We start from the raw sequence: 15712 nt of genomic DNA on the forward strand, positions 1-15712 counted from the left end.
CTGAACACATGCCCTGGGGGGTGCATATGCCAAGGTATATTATTGAACGCCATTTCGCCGAACAACTAAGCATCAACGACGACGACAAAGCTAAAATTAAAGAAATAAACGACGAGGAAGGGATCGAATGGATCTTTTCGTTCCTCAGCGCGGACAAACGCAAAACCTATTGCTTGTACGAGGCACCTGACGAGGAAAGCCTGAGAAAGGCCGCCGAGCGCTTAAACATTCCGGCTGATGTAATCACACCTGTGGATCGAATTGATCCGGGCGTGTTTGCCTAAAGGCCTCGTAGTCGACGGGGCATTGCGCCCTTAATCATCGACGACCACCAATGAATTCTGGCTGAGGCAACCGGCAAGAAACCTTCCTTAAGAACGGAAGGTATTATACATGTTCGATTCAAGAACTCTGGATGGCAATTCGACGGAAGTTGATCAGGTTGCGCTGGACGCGCTCAGCGCGTCCCTCCGAGGGGCGGTCTACGGCCCGGGTTGCGAAGAGTACGACACGGCCCGCACGACATGGAACAGCATCGTGGATCGGCATCCCAGTTTTGTCATCCGCGCCTTGGGCGCCAGTGACGTGCAAAAGGCGGTGAATTTCGTCCGCAACGCTGGTCTGGTTTTATCCATACGGTCCGGCGGGCATCAGATCGCCGGTCACGCTGTGGCGGATGATGCAGTTATGCTGGACTTGTCCCACATGCGTTCAGTTCACGTCGACCCGGTCGCGAAAACAGCCCGCGTGGCCCCCGGCGCGGTACTAGGCGACGTGGACAGGGAAACCCAGGCACATGGGCTTGCGGTGCCACTCGGCATTAATTCCACGACAGGAACAGCTGGTTTGACCTTGGGCGGTGGCTTTGGCTGGATTACCCGCAAATTCGGAATGACCATCGACAATCTCATCTCGGCCGAGGTTGTCACGGCAGACGGTTCGATTGTCACTGCATCCGCATCGAACCACCCCGATCTATTCTGGGCGATACGTGGCGGTGGCGGCAATTTCGGGGTCGTAACGTCCTTCGAATTCCAGTTGCACCCGCTGGGCCCCGCAGTCCTTTCAGGGCTGGTCGTGCACCCGATCGAGGCTGCACCTGAACTGCTGGCCAAATACGCCAAAATCGCAGATACCGCACCTGACGAACTGACCGTTTGGAGCGTCATGCGAAAAGCCCCGCCCCTACCGTTTTTGCCCGAAGACTGGCATGGCCGCGAAGTTCTGATCTTTGCCGCCTGCTATACAGGTTCTATGGAAGACGGCGAAAAGGCGATGGCAGAGTTGAGAGGTCTAGGTGATCCGATCGCCGACGTTATCTCGCCCCACAATTTCGTCGACTGGCAGGCTGCATTTGATCCCCTGCTGACGCCTGGCGCGCGGAACTATTGGAAGAGCCATGATTTTAGGTCTCTGACTACAGAGGCAATTTCTGGCCTGCTGGACGCGATATCCAACCTTCCTGATCCGGCCTGCGAAGTTTTCATCGCACATGTTGGCGGCGCAATGGCGCGTGTACCAGCCGATTCAACGGCATATCCCGAAAGATCGGCACATTTCATTATGAATGTGCATACACGCTGGGAAGATCCCGCCAAGGATGACACCTGCATCGCGTGGGCACGAGGTTTGTACGATCGCATGACACCGCACGCCACTGGCAGCGCCTATGTGAACTTCATGCCCGCTGACGAAGCAGACTATATGGCTGGAGCATACGGTGCGAATGCTGCAAGACTGGCGGAGGTCAAAAGAACTTATGATCCGGATAACCTATTTCGGATAAACCACAATATTTTGCCAGCTTGAGCCTGCGCTTTACATCGTAAAAGAGGCTCGGGCCAACCAGGCACTTAGGTCTTTCTCGGCCGCAGCGATGGCTTCGTTGTTCAGGATTTGCGAAGTCATCGCCTTAGACACAGCGCGTACGCGTTTGTTAATCGCGATGTCGTCCGTATCGATGAGCAGATCGTTTACATCGAGCTTCTCATAGATCGAAAGCAATCGGTTTTGGATCGTCCGCAGCGCCAGTTTTCTGCGCGTGGCAATGGCTTTATCCGGAAGGCCAAGCGCCAGGTCAGTCAAAATGGCCAGTTCGACTTCTGTAAGTGCCTCACCAGAACGGCTTTGGTCCCGCTGAATCTGATGAATCTCACGGTCGACCATGATTTGCGCTTCCAGTAAGACAGCACGCAAGGCCAAATGCATCCGCGACGGGCTGGCCGTTTTCAGGACATACCCATAGGCAGCTTCTTTCGGTACGATCCGTGCGATCCCTCGTAAATACGCCTCATCCGAATAGTTTGACCAAAACAGAATACGCGTATCCGGTCGTTCCGACCAAATTGTTCGCGCGGCTTCAATGCCGTTCCGCTCTTTCATCCGAAGGTCCATTACAATCGCTTCGACCGCGTTTTGGCGCGCTTGCACTTCGCCGTCCCGGCCATTCGTCGCAAGGCTGACATCCGTGGCCTCAGGTAAGGCTTCTTGCACCAGTTCCTTGAGGTAATTGGCATGCATGGCGTCATCTTCAACCAACAGAACTTTCATGCGATTACCTCTTTGCTGGGGCATTCCGACGATGGCAGGCGCACGCTGATCTCGGTCCCGTTAGCATACTGAATGTCGAATTTTGCTGCGATCAGATGCGCACGTGTCCGCATATGTGTTAACCCGCCAGACGCTTTTGTCGGCTCCATCGCAGAGTTGGATGCGCCGTTGTCACGAATCCTAAGATGCAACCCATCCTGACACGCAATTTCGACCTCGATCGAGGATGCCTCGGCATGGCGCACGGCGTTGTTGATGGCCTCTTGCGCGATGCGAAACAGCGCAATCCGCTTGGTTTGTGGCAAATCGTCAATCAAACCGTCAGACTGGTCTCGGACATCAATCTCGATTTCCTGATTGGTTCCAACCGCACGCTCAAGATGGGTTCGCACGGCATGCTGAAATCCAAACAACTCCAGCAAGGACGGTATCGACGTATCAATAATTTCACGCAGACCCTGTATGCAATTTTGCATGTTCCCGCGAAGCGTCTCGATATCCTGCCGCGTTTTACAGCGTTCAAGTTCGCGGCTGATCCGGGTCATATCTGCCAGGGTTTGGTCATGAAGATCCATGCCAATGCGCTGCCGTTCCAGCTCTAGGGCGTCGGTCAAGCTGAGCGCGCCAAGGCGCAAACCTTCTTCGCGCGCCTGCAGTTCGGCACGCATGATCGCCTCGCGCTTGGTTTGTTCATTGGCACGTAGAGCGTAGAAGTATGGGGCTAGAATATCGGCAATGTTGCGAACTTGTTCGACGGCCTCTTCATCGTAGAAGTCCTTCTTTTGCGACGAACAATTCAAGGCACCGATCGTGCGCCCCAGAACTTTCATGGCGACGTTAACACGGCTGCGCATCTTATGCTTTATGATCGGCTCGCAGTCGGCTCCTTCGAATACATACCGGGGGTCTTCCAAGGCATTTCCGGTCAACAGACTATCACACTGACCACTCAGGATATCCCGAACCGGCGACACTTCTATGGGTGCCCGGGTGCGGCTCCAACTGGTGCGTAGCCCTACCTCATAGCTGGTGTTCCAGCCGCCTTTGTCATCGATCAGGCAAACATCCAGATGGTCGACCTGCAAAATGCGGTCGATCTCGGATTTGACCGAGCGCAGCGCGGATTTGATATCGAGCTTGCCAGCCAGATGGTTGGAAATCCGCAAGTAGTAGGCAAGATCAGCCATGAGTTCACTTTCAAAAAACCAGACCGCAGCAACTGGCGATCCAGAGTATAGAAGCCCACCGGCACCATGTCATGCGGATTGCCGCAGCAGTTTTGCGGGAACCCGCAAGCTTTGCGCGCATTCTACTCTTACGCTTTCAGCCCCTTCACGGAATCCTTTCGGCGTCGGCCCGCAACAGCGGGCGCGGTATTTGGGCGGCGTTTTGGCCGCCGAGGGAGGAAAGAATGACACTCAAGGCCATAATGCTCGGCGCGGCAGCCGGGATCACGGTATTTGCAGCGACCAACGCCGTGGCGGACACGTCCGACAAACGCATCGCACTGTCCAACAACTATGCTGGGAACTCTTGGCGGCAAGCCATGCTTGAAAGCTGGCAGAAAGTTGGGGAAGCCGCTGTCGCAGACGGTATGGTTGCCGCTGCGGACGCATTCACAACATCCGAAAACCAGGCCACTGAACAGGCCGCCCAAATCCAGAACATGATCCTGCAGGGTTACGACGCGATCGTGATCAACGCAGCGTCGCCAACAGCGATCAATGGCGCGGTCAAGGCTGCCTGTGACGCCGGAATTACTGTCGTTTCGTTTGATGGCATCGTGCAGGAACCCTGCGCATGGCGCATCGCAGTCGACTTTCAGCAAATGGGCCGCGAGCAGGTCAAATACCTTGCTGAACGCTACCCAGATGGTGGCAACCTGCTGGAAATCAGAGGATTGGCAGGCGTTTTCGTAGATGACGAAATCAGCGCCGGTATTCATGACGAAGTAAAGAACACGAACTTTGAAATCGTCGGTTCGGTTCACGGCGACTGGGCGCAGGACGTGGCGCAAAAAGCTGTCGCCGGTATCTTGCCGAGCCTGCCGGAAATTGTCGGTGTCGTGACGCAAGGCGGCGACGGTTATGGTGCTGCACAGGCTATCGGAGCGACCGACCGCTCAATGCCGACAATCGTGATGGGCAACCGGCAGGACGAACTGCAGTGGTGGGCCGATGAAAAGGCGGCAAACGGCTACGAAACAACCTCGCTGTCTATTGCCCCCGGTGTAAGCACCCTTGCATTCTGGGTTGCTCAGCAGGTTCTGGATGGCAATGAAGTCCCGAAGGATTTGACCGTTCCCTTCCTGACCATCACACAAGGCGAATTGGAAGAGTCTCTGAAAACCACGCCCAAAGGGTCCGTGGCCAACGTGGAATATACGTTGGAAGAGGCCAAAGGCGTTATCGCCTCGGCCAAGTAATCCAATGAACGACGCTCAAAAGATACCCGGCGCATCAGATGCGCCGGTTGTCACGCTGGACGCAGCCCATATGTCGTTTGGACCCGTTCAAGCGTTAAAGGCAGCGTCGCTCGAGATTGCAGCTGGCGAATGCGTCGGTTTGGTTGGGCACAACGGTGCGGGTAAATCAACGCTCGCCAATGTGATCAACGGACGCCTTTCGCCGACCCAGGGTGCCGTACGGTATCGCATCAGCGACCCGGCGCTTAAAAACAGTCAGAACGCTCAGGCGTCCGGCGTTCGCAGTGTTTTTCAGGAACTGTCCTTGTGTCCTAATCTGACAGTTCTTGAAAACCTGCGGATCCCCTATCGCAGCATGCCGCGCAAGGGTTGGCGCAAAGTTGCGCAACAAAAGATGGCCGCAGCACTGGATTTGGTCTTCCCGGGCCACGGCATTCGCCCGCGCGCAACGGTCGGTGACCTAAGTATTGCCGAGCGTCAAATGGTTGAGATCGCGATAGCCTTCGCAGATCGCGACCGTGAACCTAGCCTGGTCATACTGGATGAACCCACGTCTTCGCTGGATGCGGCGATCGCCCAGCAGCTTTTGGACCACATAAAACGGTACTGCGCGGCGGGTGGAGCCGTTTTGTTTATCTCGCACATGATGGGTGAAATCTTTGAGGTTTCGACCCGCATCGTCGTCATGAAGGATGGCCAGATCGTAGATGATCAACCGGCGCAAGCCTTCACACGCCAAAGCATCGTGGACGCCATGGGGCACGTGGCACCAGATGAAGACGCCCAAGGTTCCGCACGTTCTGAAAAAACTCTGGGCCCGGAAATCGTAAGCGCCGCCAATGGCCTGAACGCCAAACAGGGTGAGATTGTGGGCCTTGCCGGCCTTGCGGGCCACGGTCAGGCAGAAGCCCTTGCACAAATATTTTTCGACCATTCCTCGGTTTGGAAATCCGGCAAAAAGCCCGAGGTCGTCTTTGTTGCAGGCGATCGTGCACGCGATGGTGTCATGCCCTTGTGGTCGATCCTGAAAAACCTGTCCTTGACGACGTTGCCCGAATTCAGTCGCCGGTTCCTTGTGGAACGCGCAAATGAATCCCAGTTGGTCCAAGGCTGGAAAGAACGTATCGGGATTCGCACCGACAACCTGTTGAACCCCATCCTTTCCCTGTCCGGGGGCAACCAGCAAAAAGTCCTTTTTGCGCGCGCGCTTGCTTCGAGCGCACCGTTGGTTGTGATGGACGATCCGATGCGCGGCGTGGACATCGGAACAAAAAAAGAAGTCTATCAGATGATCCAGAATGAGGCCGCCAAAGGCCGCAGCTTCTTGTGGTATTCGACCGAAACTGACGAAATCCTCGAATGCGATCGGGTCTTCGTGTTCCGGGCCGGGGAGATTTCGGCCGAACTGACCGGCGACGACATTAGTGAAGAGAACATCCTTCACGCATCTTTCGAAATGCAGGACGCCGTGCAATGACCAGTGATCGCCTGCGCCTAGCCCTGCCCGTTTTGTCTCTTGTCGTTTTGCTTGGGGCAGTATTCTACCTGCAGCCACGCGCCATGAGCTATTTTGGCCTTAATCTGCTGTTTAACCTGGCTATTCCCGTTGCGCTGGCAACCATAGCGCAGATGATGATCATCATGGTCAATGATATTGACTTGTCCATCGGAACCTTTGTCAGCTTCTGCGCCTGCGTTACCGCGACCTTCGTGCATGACACGCCACTATTAGGGTACGCTATTCTGGCCGCCGCCATCATGGGCTATGCAATGCTGGGGGCTTTGATCCAGCTACGCGGACTGCCTGCAATCGTTGTCACCTTGGGAATGTCCTTTGTCTGGGGCGGCTTAGCCGTGTTGATCCTGCCCTCACCGGGTGGGGCGTCGCCTGAATGGCTGAAATCTCTGATGAGTCTGAAAACTCCTTTGGTGCCGATTGCCGTAGTCGCCCCCCTCGTCATCGCTTTGGTGGTACACTTGCTGATCAAGAGATCATGGGTCGGGGTTATCCTACAGGGTGTGGGCGGGAACGACCGCGCGCTGGAACGCGCCGGCTGGTCGCTGGTTAGGCTAAGGGCTTCGGCTTATGGGCTGGCTGGGCTTTTTGGCGTCCTCGCCGGGATGTCACTAGTCGGGCTCACTACTGCAGCCGACGCTAACATTGCCTTGCGATACACACTGCTATCCATCGCCGGTGTCATCTTGGGTGGCGGTGAGTTCGTGGGCGGCCGGATCTCTCCGTTCGGTGCGGTGGTTGGTGCGCTTACTTTGACACTCGCAGCAAGTTTCCTGTCCTTTCTCAGACTATCGCCAGACTGGCAAATTGGGGCGCAGGGCGCGATTTTGATACTGGTTCTTGCCGTACGCTTGGTATTCGTTCGCAAGGGGGCTCCGGCATGACTGACAATGCGTCCAACCCTGTCGAACAAAACAACATTGCGCGTGCGATACTGGGAAAACCCTGGATTTGGGCGTATCTTGCGGCGGGGATAACGCTGGCCGCGACGAGTTTGATCGCCGGTTCAGGGGCTGGTTCGCTGGTTTATGCGGCCCTGACCTTTGCTTCTTTCTCAGCAATCGTCGGGATCGGTCAAATGCTGGTCATTACGCTTGGGCCGGGCAACGTTGACCTGTCCATCCCGGCTTCGATGACCTTGTCCGCGACGCTTGCACTCAAGTTCATGAACACCGAAACATCTTTGATTGTGCCGGGGTTGCTTGTTGCGATTGGCGTGGGCATCGGTTGCGGCGTTTTGAACTTTGCGCTCATTCTGCTGCTGCGTATTCCGCCCATTATTGCCACGCTATCTGCATCTTTCCTGTACCAATCCCTCGCGATCTGGTCGAACAGAGGGCTACGCATCAAGCCACCCGAACCTCTTGCGGATTTTGCAACGGGAGGCGCCCTGGGCATTCCCAACGTAGCCGTGGTTGGCATCGCACTGGCTGTCCTTGCCTGGATCGTTCTGGAGCGCGCGATTGCAGGGCGGTGGATATCTGCCATTGGCCAAAACTTGCGCGCCGCACGCCTAAGCGGCGTACCCGTGAGCGCAGTCCGCTTTGGCGTCTACGTAAACTCTGCCGTCTGTGCAGCTTTGGCCGGCTTTTTACTGGCAAGCTTTTCGGGCGGTGCAAACCTGAACATGGGCACCGAATACATGCTGATGTCCATTGCTGTGGTCGTTATCGGAGGGTCGTCGATCGGTGGCGGGAATTCGAACGTGCCGGGGATCTGGGGCGCGGCCCTGTTCATGTTCTTAATCGTTTCAATGCTGAACTCTTACGGGCTTGGGGCCGGAATCCGCTTGATTGCAACCGGTATCGTCATCGTAGGCGTCGTCGCATTGGCCAGCCGCAAAGGATATGACGTATGACGCATACACATCCATATGACATCGTACGGCCAGAGTTTTGCGACCTGATCCACAAGAATGTCAGCTTGTCACGGCTGTCTTCCGGTCACATTTGGACCGAGGGCCCAGTTTGGTTTCCAGCGCATAACCTTCTTCTTTTTTCCGACATCCCAAACGAGCGTCTGTATCAATGGACCGAAAACGGCGGTGTCAGTGTTTATCGTCAGCGATCACATTATGCGAACGGCAATACACGCGACCCTGAAGGCCGTCTTGTAACATGCCAGCATGGAACACGATCTGTCGTGCGGACGGAACATGACGGACGCGCGACCACCATCGCCGAAAACCACGCTGAAAAAACCCTGAATTCGCCGAATGACGTTATTGTTCGCTCGGATGGTTCAATTTGGTTTACTGACCCGACATACGGCATTTTGTCCGATCTCGAAGGATACAAAGCAGAGCCGGAACAAGAGGGGAGTTTCGTCTACCGCGTCGACCCAACATCGTTTGAGATAAAGGCGGTCGCGAAAAATTTTGTGCAACCAAATGGATTGGCATTCACACGCGACGAAGCAAAGCTGTACATCGCAGAGTCCGGCAGCAGCCACGACCCATCGGTTCCTTCGGTTCTGCGCGTGTTTGATGTGCTTCCGACCGGAGACCTCAGCGACGGTAAGGATTTCTGCCAGATCGATAATGGATTGCCCGACGGGCTGCGAGTTGATCGCCATGACAATATATGGTGTTCAGCCGCCGATGGCGTGCACGTGTTCTCTTCAGACGGAGATTTGCTTGGCAAGATCCTGGTCCCAGAGACTGTCGCGAACCTGACATTCGGCGGGCCACGTGGGAATATCCTTTTTATTACGGCTTCAACTTCGGTTTATTCGATTTTCGTGAACTCCGCAGGCGCAATATCCTAAGTCCCGGGTTTTAAAGGTAGAACAACAGATGGCGTAGCTCTCTGAGCCTATCTTTTTGTCGATAGAAACACTTTCAAGCGTCGCATACTTCCCGTTGTGGAACAATTTTGGTATTTGTTTTTTCGATGCTTATTGAAAACTAAATACTCTGGATCAATGCTTAAATCCGAACTCAGGTCGTTTCATGCCGTCGCCACGTTTCGCGGATTTTCCGCTGCTGCAAAAGAACTGAACATCACGCAACCGACCCTTTCCACCCAGGTAAAGGACCTGGAGAACCGATATGGGGTTGAGCTGTTCAATCGGGTGGGCCGCGAAGTTCACCTGACCCATGCCGGCCATGAGCTGCTTGCGATCACGTCTCGCTTGCAACAAGCCGAGTTGGATGCCGAGACATTGCTGGAATCCTTCCGCGGTTTTCATGCCGGGCGCCTCAGTATTGCAGCCGTCGGACCTTTTCATGCAACGGACATGATTGTCGCTTTCAAATCCAAATACCCCGCGATTGATCTGCAGGTTTGGTTCGGCAACTCTCAAAGATGCTTTGACCGCGTCCTGTCCTATGACGCCGATGTTGCGATCCTGGCCGAAGTGCAATCTGACCCCCGAGTGACGACGCAGCTTTACAGCACGCACGAGGTCGTGGCCTTCGTAAACTCGGATCATCCTTTTTTCCACAAAGACGGAATCTCGATCTCTGATCTGCACAGACAAAAAGTCGTTCGCCGTGAGGCTGGGTCCACCACACGATCAGCCATCGAATCCGAGACGAAAAAACGCGGGGTCGAAATGGATACGATACTCGAACTTGGCAGTCGCGAGGCGATCTGGAAAGCCGTTGAACAAGGGATTGGCATCGGTTTCGTCGCGGATTTTGAGTTTGTGTCACATCCCAACCTGCGCGCAATTCCTATACGAGATGCGAAAATTGAAACACGTTACTACTTGGCACACCTGAATGATCGCACGGAGTCACGATTGGTGCGATCATTCTGTAAAACTGCGCTAGAGACCAGTAAGCCGTAAAAACACCAAATGATGTTGTTATTTTGCAGACCAAAGACGGTATTTTCCCGGCCGGAAGGAAACGCTCGTTTTTTCTCGGGACGTGACAGTTTAGGATCCCCCTTATTACATCACACCCAAGGTTTCATGCGTGCATAACAAACTCGAAGCATCTATTCAGCCGCGTGCAGAGCTAAAAAAGGCACGCAACCAAGGGTTAACCTTTCTGGCGCTGGCATTCTTATTCAGTATTTTTGTCAACCTCTTGATGCTGACTGGCCCGCTTTTCATGTTGCAAGTCTATGATCGCGTCTTGGGCTCACGGGCAGTCGAAACATTGACCGCGCTCTTCCTGCTTGTGGCGCTATTGTATGGCCTTATGGCTATGCTGGATTATGCACGGGGTCGGATTGTTGCAAGGTTCGGCGCTCGGTTTCAGTCTCAATTGGACCAGCGCGTTTTTAGGGCCACGATGCGGCAAGCTCTACACCCTCGAGCCCGGTCTGCACCGGCGATGGGTTTGAGAGATTTGGAGTCCATTCAAAACCTTTGTTCTTCACCGGTTTTACTTGCCTTGATGGACATGCCTTGGACCCCGGTTTTCCTAGCAGCTATTTTTTTATTCCACCCTCTACTCGGCTGGTTAGCCGTTTGTGGTGGAGCTCTTCTTATTCTAATCGCCTTGGTGAACCAGAGGCTGACACATGACAAAGTAGCCGCCGCTCAGTTGTCGTCATCCCGTGCCAACGCTTTCTCAGAGCAAGCGCGCCACGCGGCTGAGGTGATAGAATCGCAAGGTATGCAAGCGGATATCACCTCCCGTTGGCAAAGCCAGCGTTCGGACGCTTTGCAACAAACCATATCCGCAAGCGACTGGACCGGAAGCTTTTCATCGCTTACGAAGTCGCTTCGACTGTTTCTACAATCCGCGATGCTGGCGCTGGGGGCATTGTTGGTTCTGAGAAATGAGTTGACACCAGGTGCGATGATCGCGGCGTCAATCCTGTTGGGACGAGCACTAGCACCAGTCGAACAATCGATAGGGCAATGGCCGATGGTACAGCGTGCTCGAAACGCCTGGGTTTCGTTGAACAAGTTTCTGGACGCCAACCCGCCGGTCCAAACAAGAACAAAACTTCCTGTTCCCGAAGCCAGTTTGGTTGCCAAGGGTTTGACACTTGTTCCACCAGGTGGAAAAACGCCGACACTGCGCAATGTGTCTTTTTCCTTAGCTCCCGGTAAGGCGTTAGGGGTAATTGGTAAAAGTGGGTCAGGCAAATCCACCTTAGCACGGGCATTGCTGGGCTTGTGGGTGCCTGTCCAAGGCGAAATCCGCTTGGGCGGAGCAGCTTTGGACCAATACGATCCAAAAGAGTTAGGCCAACATGTAGGATACCTGCCACAGGACGTTACCCTGTTTAGTGGCTCAGTGGCAGAGAACATTGCTCGGATGTCTGAAAGTCCAGAAGCCGAAGCAGTTGTTGATGCGGCCAAGAAAGCGAATGCCCACGATTTAATCCTTTCGCTGCCTAAAGGCTATGACACGTATCTCGACGGTAACGACAGTCAGCTGTCAGGGGGGCAAAAGCAGCGGATTGCCTTGGCTCGTGCTTTGTACGGAAACCCCGTTCTACTGGTCCTTGATGAACCGAATTCTGCCTTGGACGCGGATGGGACCGAGGCATTGAATGCCGCTATTCGTGGGCTTAAGGCCGAAGGAAAATCTGTAATAATTATGACCCACCGCCCGCAAGCCATTTCCGAGTGTGAGGACCTCGTCGTCGTTGAAAGAGGACAAGTCATTAAGTCGGGACCGCGTGATGCTGTTCTAAAAGCTATGGTGCAAAACGCAGGTTCCATTAAACAAGAACTGCGTCCTGTAGATATTCACGCGGCCCAAACAAAGGCAAAGAGCTAATGCAGGGCGAGGCAAGACAACTCTGGCGCATCACTGTTCCAGCAACAGTCGGCTTTATTGCATTGGCGATTTTAGTCGGCGGGCTGGGCATCTGGGCTGTTCAGACGCGACTGGCCGGTGCAATCGTTTCGCAGGGTATCATCGAAGTTGAAAGCAACCGTCAGGTGGTCGAGCATCCGGATGGTGGAGTGGTTGGGGAACTTTATGTCCGCGACGGTGATGCCGTCGACAGCGGCGATCTTATGGTTCGCTTGGACGACACCTTTCTGACGTCCGAGAAAACCATTGTCGAGGCACAGCTGTTTGAACTGTTGGCAAGACGAACGCGACTGGAAGCCGAACGTGATGGAGTAAATGCCGAAGCTCTCCGCAGCAGATTGAACGAACTTCTGCTAAGTGAAGGTATCCCTTCTGATTTGATTGACGGCCAGCAACGCCTGTTCGAAGCACGTTTGGACACGCTCGATCAACAAACAGAGCAGTTGCGCAAGCAATTGGTTCAGATCGAAAGCGAAATCGGTGGAAACGACGCGCAGTTGGCAGCTCTGCGGCGGCAAATGGAGCTTATACAGCAGGAACTGGATGACCAGCAGTCACTTTTCCAACGCGGGCTAACACCTGCAAGTCGGGTTTTGGCATTGCAGAGGGAAGAAGCAAATCTGACTGGCGAAATCGGTAGGCTCGAAGCGTCCGTGGCCCGGTTGCGCGGACAGATATCTTCTACCGAAATAGCGATTGTCGAACTGACAGCTACACGACGGGAAGAAGCGATCGCGACGTTGCGCGACGTGCAGTCCCAAATTCTGGAGCTGGCGGAAAGACGGCTTTCGTTAACAGTACGGCTATCGCGGTTGGACATCCGGGCTCCGGTCGCAGGGACTGTATATGGAAGCCAGGTATTTGCGCTGCAATCCGTGGTGCAGCCGGCAGAACCGATGATGTATGTTGTGCCACAAGACACGCCATTGCTGGTGGCTGCACGCGTCGACGCAATCCACATCGACCAGTTGCATGTTGGACAACCTGTGCTGTTGCGTTTCACGGCATTTAACCAGCGTGAAACGCCTGAGATATCGGGCAAAGTAACCAACGTTTCAGCGGACACATTCACCGATGAAACGACAGGTCAGACATTTTACCGCGCGGAAGTGGCTCCGGACGAAGGCGAAGTTGAACGGCTCAACGGTCAGGAGCTTTTGCCCGGCATGCCGGTCGAGACGATGATCAAGACAGATGAACGTACGCCTTTGTCTTTTCTGCTCAAACCATTGTCTGACTATTTCAACCGGGCGTTTCGTGAGTGAAAAACGCTTTTGGTCAAACCTGTTCGAGGTTGCCCAAAAGTATGGACGTCATGTCCGTTGCGAAAACATTGTCGATCACAGTAAGTTCTGCGCCGACCTCGTAATTGACGTTTGATTTCGTGATGCCAGACAGATCAGCATCTGAATCCAGAAACACCCATTCAGGCTCGTGGGACGACGGCTGCCCAACTGCAGCACGTAACACGGCAAGGGCATCCAACGCGTTAACAGTTCCGTCCCGCGTTATGTCAGCCGCGATCAGATTCTCTGCAGATGCTGCGCCCCATGTCGGATCAAGACCGACCGAAATTCGCAATACCTGCAAGGCATCCAGTGCGGTGATTTCGGAACTGGCGGTCGAATAGGATTTGACGATTTCCAGTGTTCCGTCGAACGTCCCGGAAGGTAGCTCAAGATCGAACCGGCCGTCATCATCAGCTTGGACGCTGATCGTGCCACCACCATCCGGTGTAAAACGGATTTCAGCATCGCTAAGCGCAGCGTTCTCCGTTTCCGAATCTATGTTTACGTCGCCTTGAACCCCGTCCGAGCTGTTTGGCCGCAAACCTCCGAAGTTTCCAAAATCAACGGGGATGTGGTCAGGCCCTTCAAATCCCGCTCCAAAGATCTGCTCGATCGAAAGTGGCCCGCCTGAGGACGAGAATACCTCAATCTCTTCATTTAAGTATTGGATCAGAGCCCCCATAGATGTCGGGGTGAAATCAAGCTGCGAAGGTGTCCTCAGCAGCGGATAGTCAAACAAATCCAAACGATCTATCCCGGCCTGAAAATCGGTGATGGTCATGGGATCGCTTCCAAATTGAGCGACAAAAATGTCGGCCCCTGTTCCACCTGTCATCGTCGTAGAGCCAATACCCGAGATCAGGATATCATCGCCTGCCCCGCCAACGAGCGTGGTCTCTAGAATGCTACCACTCAGGATGTCATTCTGCGCCGTCCCGGAAACGGTACCAAAACCGGTCTGCACAGTACCGAGTTGGGACACATCCACCGTCAGTTGCGTCAAGCCTGCATCCTGCTGAGATGACGCAAAGATTTGCAACTCGTCACCAACATGCGCGACACTCAGCGTCTCCACATTCTGCAGACCAGTTTGCAATGTATCTTCAAAACTGTGCTGGTGCACCAACTGCCCGCCCGGCGTCATGGTGAACAATGAAACGCCATCATCCCCACCACCTGCGACGACAAAAACATGGCCATCCACCTCAATGATTTCCAGATCCTGGACACCACCGAAACGCGTGTGAAGTGAATCCAACACGTGGTCCGTCGGGCTTAAACTCCCGTCATTTCCGAGCTTCATCACGCTCAAAGAGCTGCTTTGAGCACCGGCTACGATGACCCAAGACTGACCGTAGGCCTGTACAACTTCAACAGCAGTTGGCACCGCGATACCCAAGGTCCCAAGGGTCTCTTGGTTATCAACCGGGTTCATGACGCCGGTATTACTGTCGACAGAATAGGTTTCGATTGAGTCCGACGTAGCATTGGCAGCGATGACGACCGGGCCGGATGCTGTTTGCAAAACCTGCATCGAGTCTGCGTGCCCTGCGTTCACCCCTACAAAACCCAGCGTCCCGTCGTTGTTGACGGTGTATGTCGTGATTTGATCTGAAGATCCGTTTGCGATCGCTAAGAAATCTCCGGCACCGGTCGACCATTGAACCACGGACGAAACGTCACCACCACCAGTAAGCGACCCGGTTTCAGTCAGCACACCGATTGTACCATCCGGGTTCAACTCATAGCCTATCAGACCCGTTGCAATATCAACGTCCAGAATCAGCTGATCCTCGTCAGCCAGAGAAACTGGAGTCGCTGTTCGACCGACCTGAAACGCAATAGTACCGCTAAAATATTCGGTATCCTGGACCTGCGGCACCGAACCCTCGTCCAGCTTCCAGACCACGATCCCGCCACCCGGTCCTGTCACGCTGTAGAGATACGTATCGCCGTTAAACGTTTTTAAAGCCGTATCGCCGATACCTGAATCAAGCGCTGCGCTGCTTGTTGCAACCACACTTTTGAACTGAAGCATCATAACCAATCATCCCACGCCGTTACCTGGCCCCATCAACAGGATGATCTGATGCCCAGGCCGAAACCAAAGCGGGATTGTGGTGAAAACGAGAAGTTCAGTTTGAGTTTAAATCAATTTTTGCCATCCGCTCGCATGAGTTTCGGACGGGTAAGACAAATGAACG

13 protein-coding genes are annotated in these 15712 nt (G+C 54.3%); 10 read left to right on the forward strand and 3 right to left on the reverse strand.

Features of this window, described 5'->3' with window-relative positions; all coding sequences use genetic code 11:
- Nucleotides 1–8 precede the first annotated feature (8 nt).
- Together ACR0BD_RS07060 and ACR0BD_RS07065 are read left to right on the forward strand one after the other, a co-directional pair.
- The gene (locus ACR0BD_RS07060) at nucleotides 9–284 is read left to right on the forward strand and encodes a DUF4242 domain-containing protein (RefSeq protein ID WP_480707171.1); all 276 of its coding nucleotides are present in this window, start codon (nucleotides 9–11) and stop codon (nucleotides 282–284) included.
- A 109-nt stretch (nucleotides 285–393) separates the two neighbouring features.
- A complete protein-coding gene (locus tag ACR0BD_RS07065; protein ID WP_480829643.1) occupies nucleotides 394–1809 on the forward strand; it encodes an FAD-binding oxidoreductase in 1416 nt (471 codons plus the stop codon).
- Nucleotides 1810–1818: 9 nt separating this feature from the next.
- Here ACR0BD_RS07065 and ACR0BD_RS07070 read toward each other — a convergent pair whose 3' ends face one another.
- Entirely contained in the window at nucleotides 1819–2550 is a 732-nt protein-coding gene (locus tag ACR0BD_RS07070) for a response regulator transcription factor (RefSeq protein WP_480829644.1), read from the reverse strand.
- Complete coding sequence (locus ACR0BD_RS07075) at nucleotides 2547–3737, reverse strand: GAF domain-containing sensor histidine kinase (protein WP_480829645.1); 1191 nt, start codon at nucleotides 3735–3737, stop codon at nucleotides 2547–2549. Before ACR0BD_RS07075 ends, ACR0BD_RS07070 begins: the two co-directional genes overlap by 4 nt.
- 224 nt (nucleotides 3738–3961) lie before the next feature.
- Between ACR0BD_RS07075 and ACR0BD_RS07080 the strand changes: the two genes are divergently transcribed.
- The 8 genes from ACR0BD_RS07080 (at nucleotide 3962) to ACR0BD_RS07115 (ending at nucleotide 13484) form a co-directional block, all read left to right on the forward strand.
- On the forward strand, nucleotides 3962–4975 hold the full coding sequence (locus ACR0BD_RS07080; RefSeq protein WP_480696886.1) for a substrate-binding domain-containing protein: 1014 nt from the start codon (nucleotides 3962–3964) through the stop codon (nucleotides 4973–4975).
- A gap of 4 nt (nucleotides 4976–4979) precedes the next feature.
- On the forward strand, nucleotides 4980–6452 hold the full coding sequence (locus tag ACR0BD_RS07085) for a sugar ABC transporter ATP-binding protein (RefSeq protein ID WP_480829646.1): 1473 nt from the start codon (nucleotides 4980–4982) through the stop codon (nucleotides 6450–6452).
- Complete coding sequence (locus tag ACR0BD_RS07090) at nucleotides 6449–7375, forward strand: ABC transporter permease (RefSeq protein ID WP_480696889.1); 927 nt, start codon at nucleotides 6449–6451, stop codon at nucleotides 7373–7375. Before ACR0BD_RS07085 ends, ACR0BD_RS07090 begins: the two co-directional genes overlap by 4 nt.
- Nucleotides 7372–8349 carry an ABC transporter permease gene (locus ACR0BD_RS07095; protein ID WP_480829648.1) on the forward strand — a complete coding sequence of 326 codons (978 nt, stop codon included), beginning with the start codon at nucleotides 7372–7374 and terminating at the stop codon, nucleotides 8347–8349. Before ACR0BD_RS07090 ends, ACR0BD_RS07095 begins: the two co-directional genes overlap by 4 nt.
- A complete protein-coding gene (locus tag ACR0BD_RS07100; RefSeq protein ID WP_480829649.1) occupies nucleotides 8346–9257 on the forward strand; it encodes an SMP-30/gluconolactonase/LRE family protein in 912 nt (303 codons plus the stop codon). Before ACR0BD_RS07095 ends, ACR0BD_RS07100 begins: the two co-directional genes overlap by 4 nt.
- 156 nt (nucleotides 9258–9413) lie before the next feature.
- A complete protein-coding gene (locus tag ACR0BD_RS07105) occupies nucleotides 9414–10283 on the forward strand; it encodes a LysR substrate-binding domain-containing protein (protein WP_480829650.1) in 870 nt (289 codons plus the stop codon).
- 130 nt (nucleotides 10284–10413) lie between these two features.
- Nucleotides 10414–12180 carry a type I secretion system permease/ATPase gene (locus ACR0BD_RS07110; RefSeq protein WP_480829651.1) on the forward strand — a complete coding sequence of 589 codons (1767 nt, stop codon included), beginning with the start codon at nucleotides 10414–10416 and terminating at the stop codon, nucleotides 12178–12180.
- Complete coding sequence (locus tag ACR0BD_RS07115; protein ID WP_480829652.1) at nucleotides 12180–13484, forward strand: HlyD family type I secretion periplasmic adaptor subunit; 1305 nt, start codon at nucleotides 12180–12182, stop codon at nucleotides 13482–13484. The genes ACR0BD_RS07110 and ACR0BD_RS07115 overlap by 1 nt, the downstream gene beginning before the upstream one ends.
- A 13-nt stretch (nucleotides 13485–13497) precedes the next feature.
- Here the strand turns inward: ACR0BD_RS07115 and ACR0BD_RS07120 are convergent, their stop codons facing one another.
- The gene (locus ACR0BD_RS07120) at nucleotides 13498–15549 is read right to left on the reverse strand and encodes a beta-propeller fold lactonase family protein (protein ID WP_480829653.1); all 2052 of its coding nucleotides are present in this window, start codon (nucleotides 15547–15549) and stop codon (nucleotides 13498–13500) included.
- Between the last annotated feature and the right edge of the window lie 163 nt (nucleotides 15550–15712).

This window comes from Ruegeria sp. G5, assembly GCF_056533365.1.

Bases quoted from the DNA above. Each gene is read 5' to 3' on its own strand.
- ACR0BD_RS07120 (WP_480829653.1), bottom strand. From the start codon at position 15,549: ATGATGCTTCAGTTCAAAAGTGTGGTTGCAACAAGCAGCGCAGCGCTT.
- ACR0BD_RS07080 (WP_480696886.1), top strand. From the start codon at position 3,962: ATGACACTCAAGGCCATAATGCTCGGCGCGGCAGCCGGGATCACGGTA.
- ACR0BD_RS07075 (WP_480829645.1), bottom strand. From the start codon at position 3,737: ATGGCTGATCTTGCCTACTACTTGCGGATTTCCAACCATCTGGCTGGC.
- ACR0BD_RS07065 (WP_480829643.1), top strand. From the start codon at position 394: ATGTTCGATTCAAGAACTCTGGATGGCAATTCGACGGAAGTTGATCAG.
- ACR0BD_RS07100 (WP_480829649.1), top strand. From the start codon at position 8,346: ATGACGCATACACATCCATATGACATCGTACGGCCAGAGTTTTGCGAC.
- ACR0BD_RS07115 (WP_480829652.1), top strand. From the start codon at position 12,180: ATGCAGGGCGAGGCAAGACAACTCTGGCGCATCACTGTTCCAGCAACA.
- ACR0BD_RS07060 (WP_480707171.1), top strand. From the start codon at position 9: ATGCCCTGGGGGGTGCATATGCCAAGGTATATTATTGAACGCCATTTC.
- ACR0BD_RS07095 (WP_480829648.1), top strand. From the start codon at position 7,372: ATGACTGACAATGCGTCCAACCCTGTCGAACAAAACAACATTGCGCGT.
- ACR0BD_RS07085 (WP_480829646.1), top strand. From the start codon at position 4,980: ATGAACGACGCTCAAAAGATACCCGGCGCATCAGATGCGCCGGTTGTC.
- ACR0BD_RS07105 (WP_480829650.1), top strand. From the start codon at position 9,414: ATGCTTAAATCCGAACTCAGGTCGTTTCATGCCGTCGCCACGTTTCGC.
- ACR0BD_RS07070 (WP_480829644.1), bottom strand. From the start codon at position 2,550: ATGAAAGTTCTGTTGGTTGAAGATGACGCCATGCATGCCAATTACCTC.
- ACR0BD_RS07090 (WP_480696889.1), top strand. From the start codon at position 6,449: ATGACCAGTGATCGCCTGCGCCTAGCCCTGCCCGTTTTGTCTCTTGTC.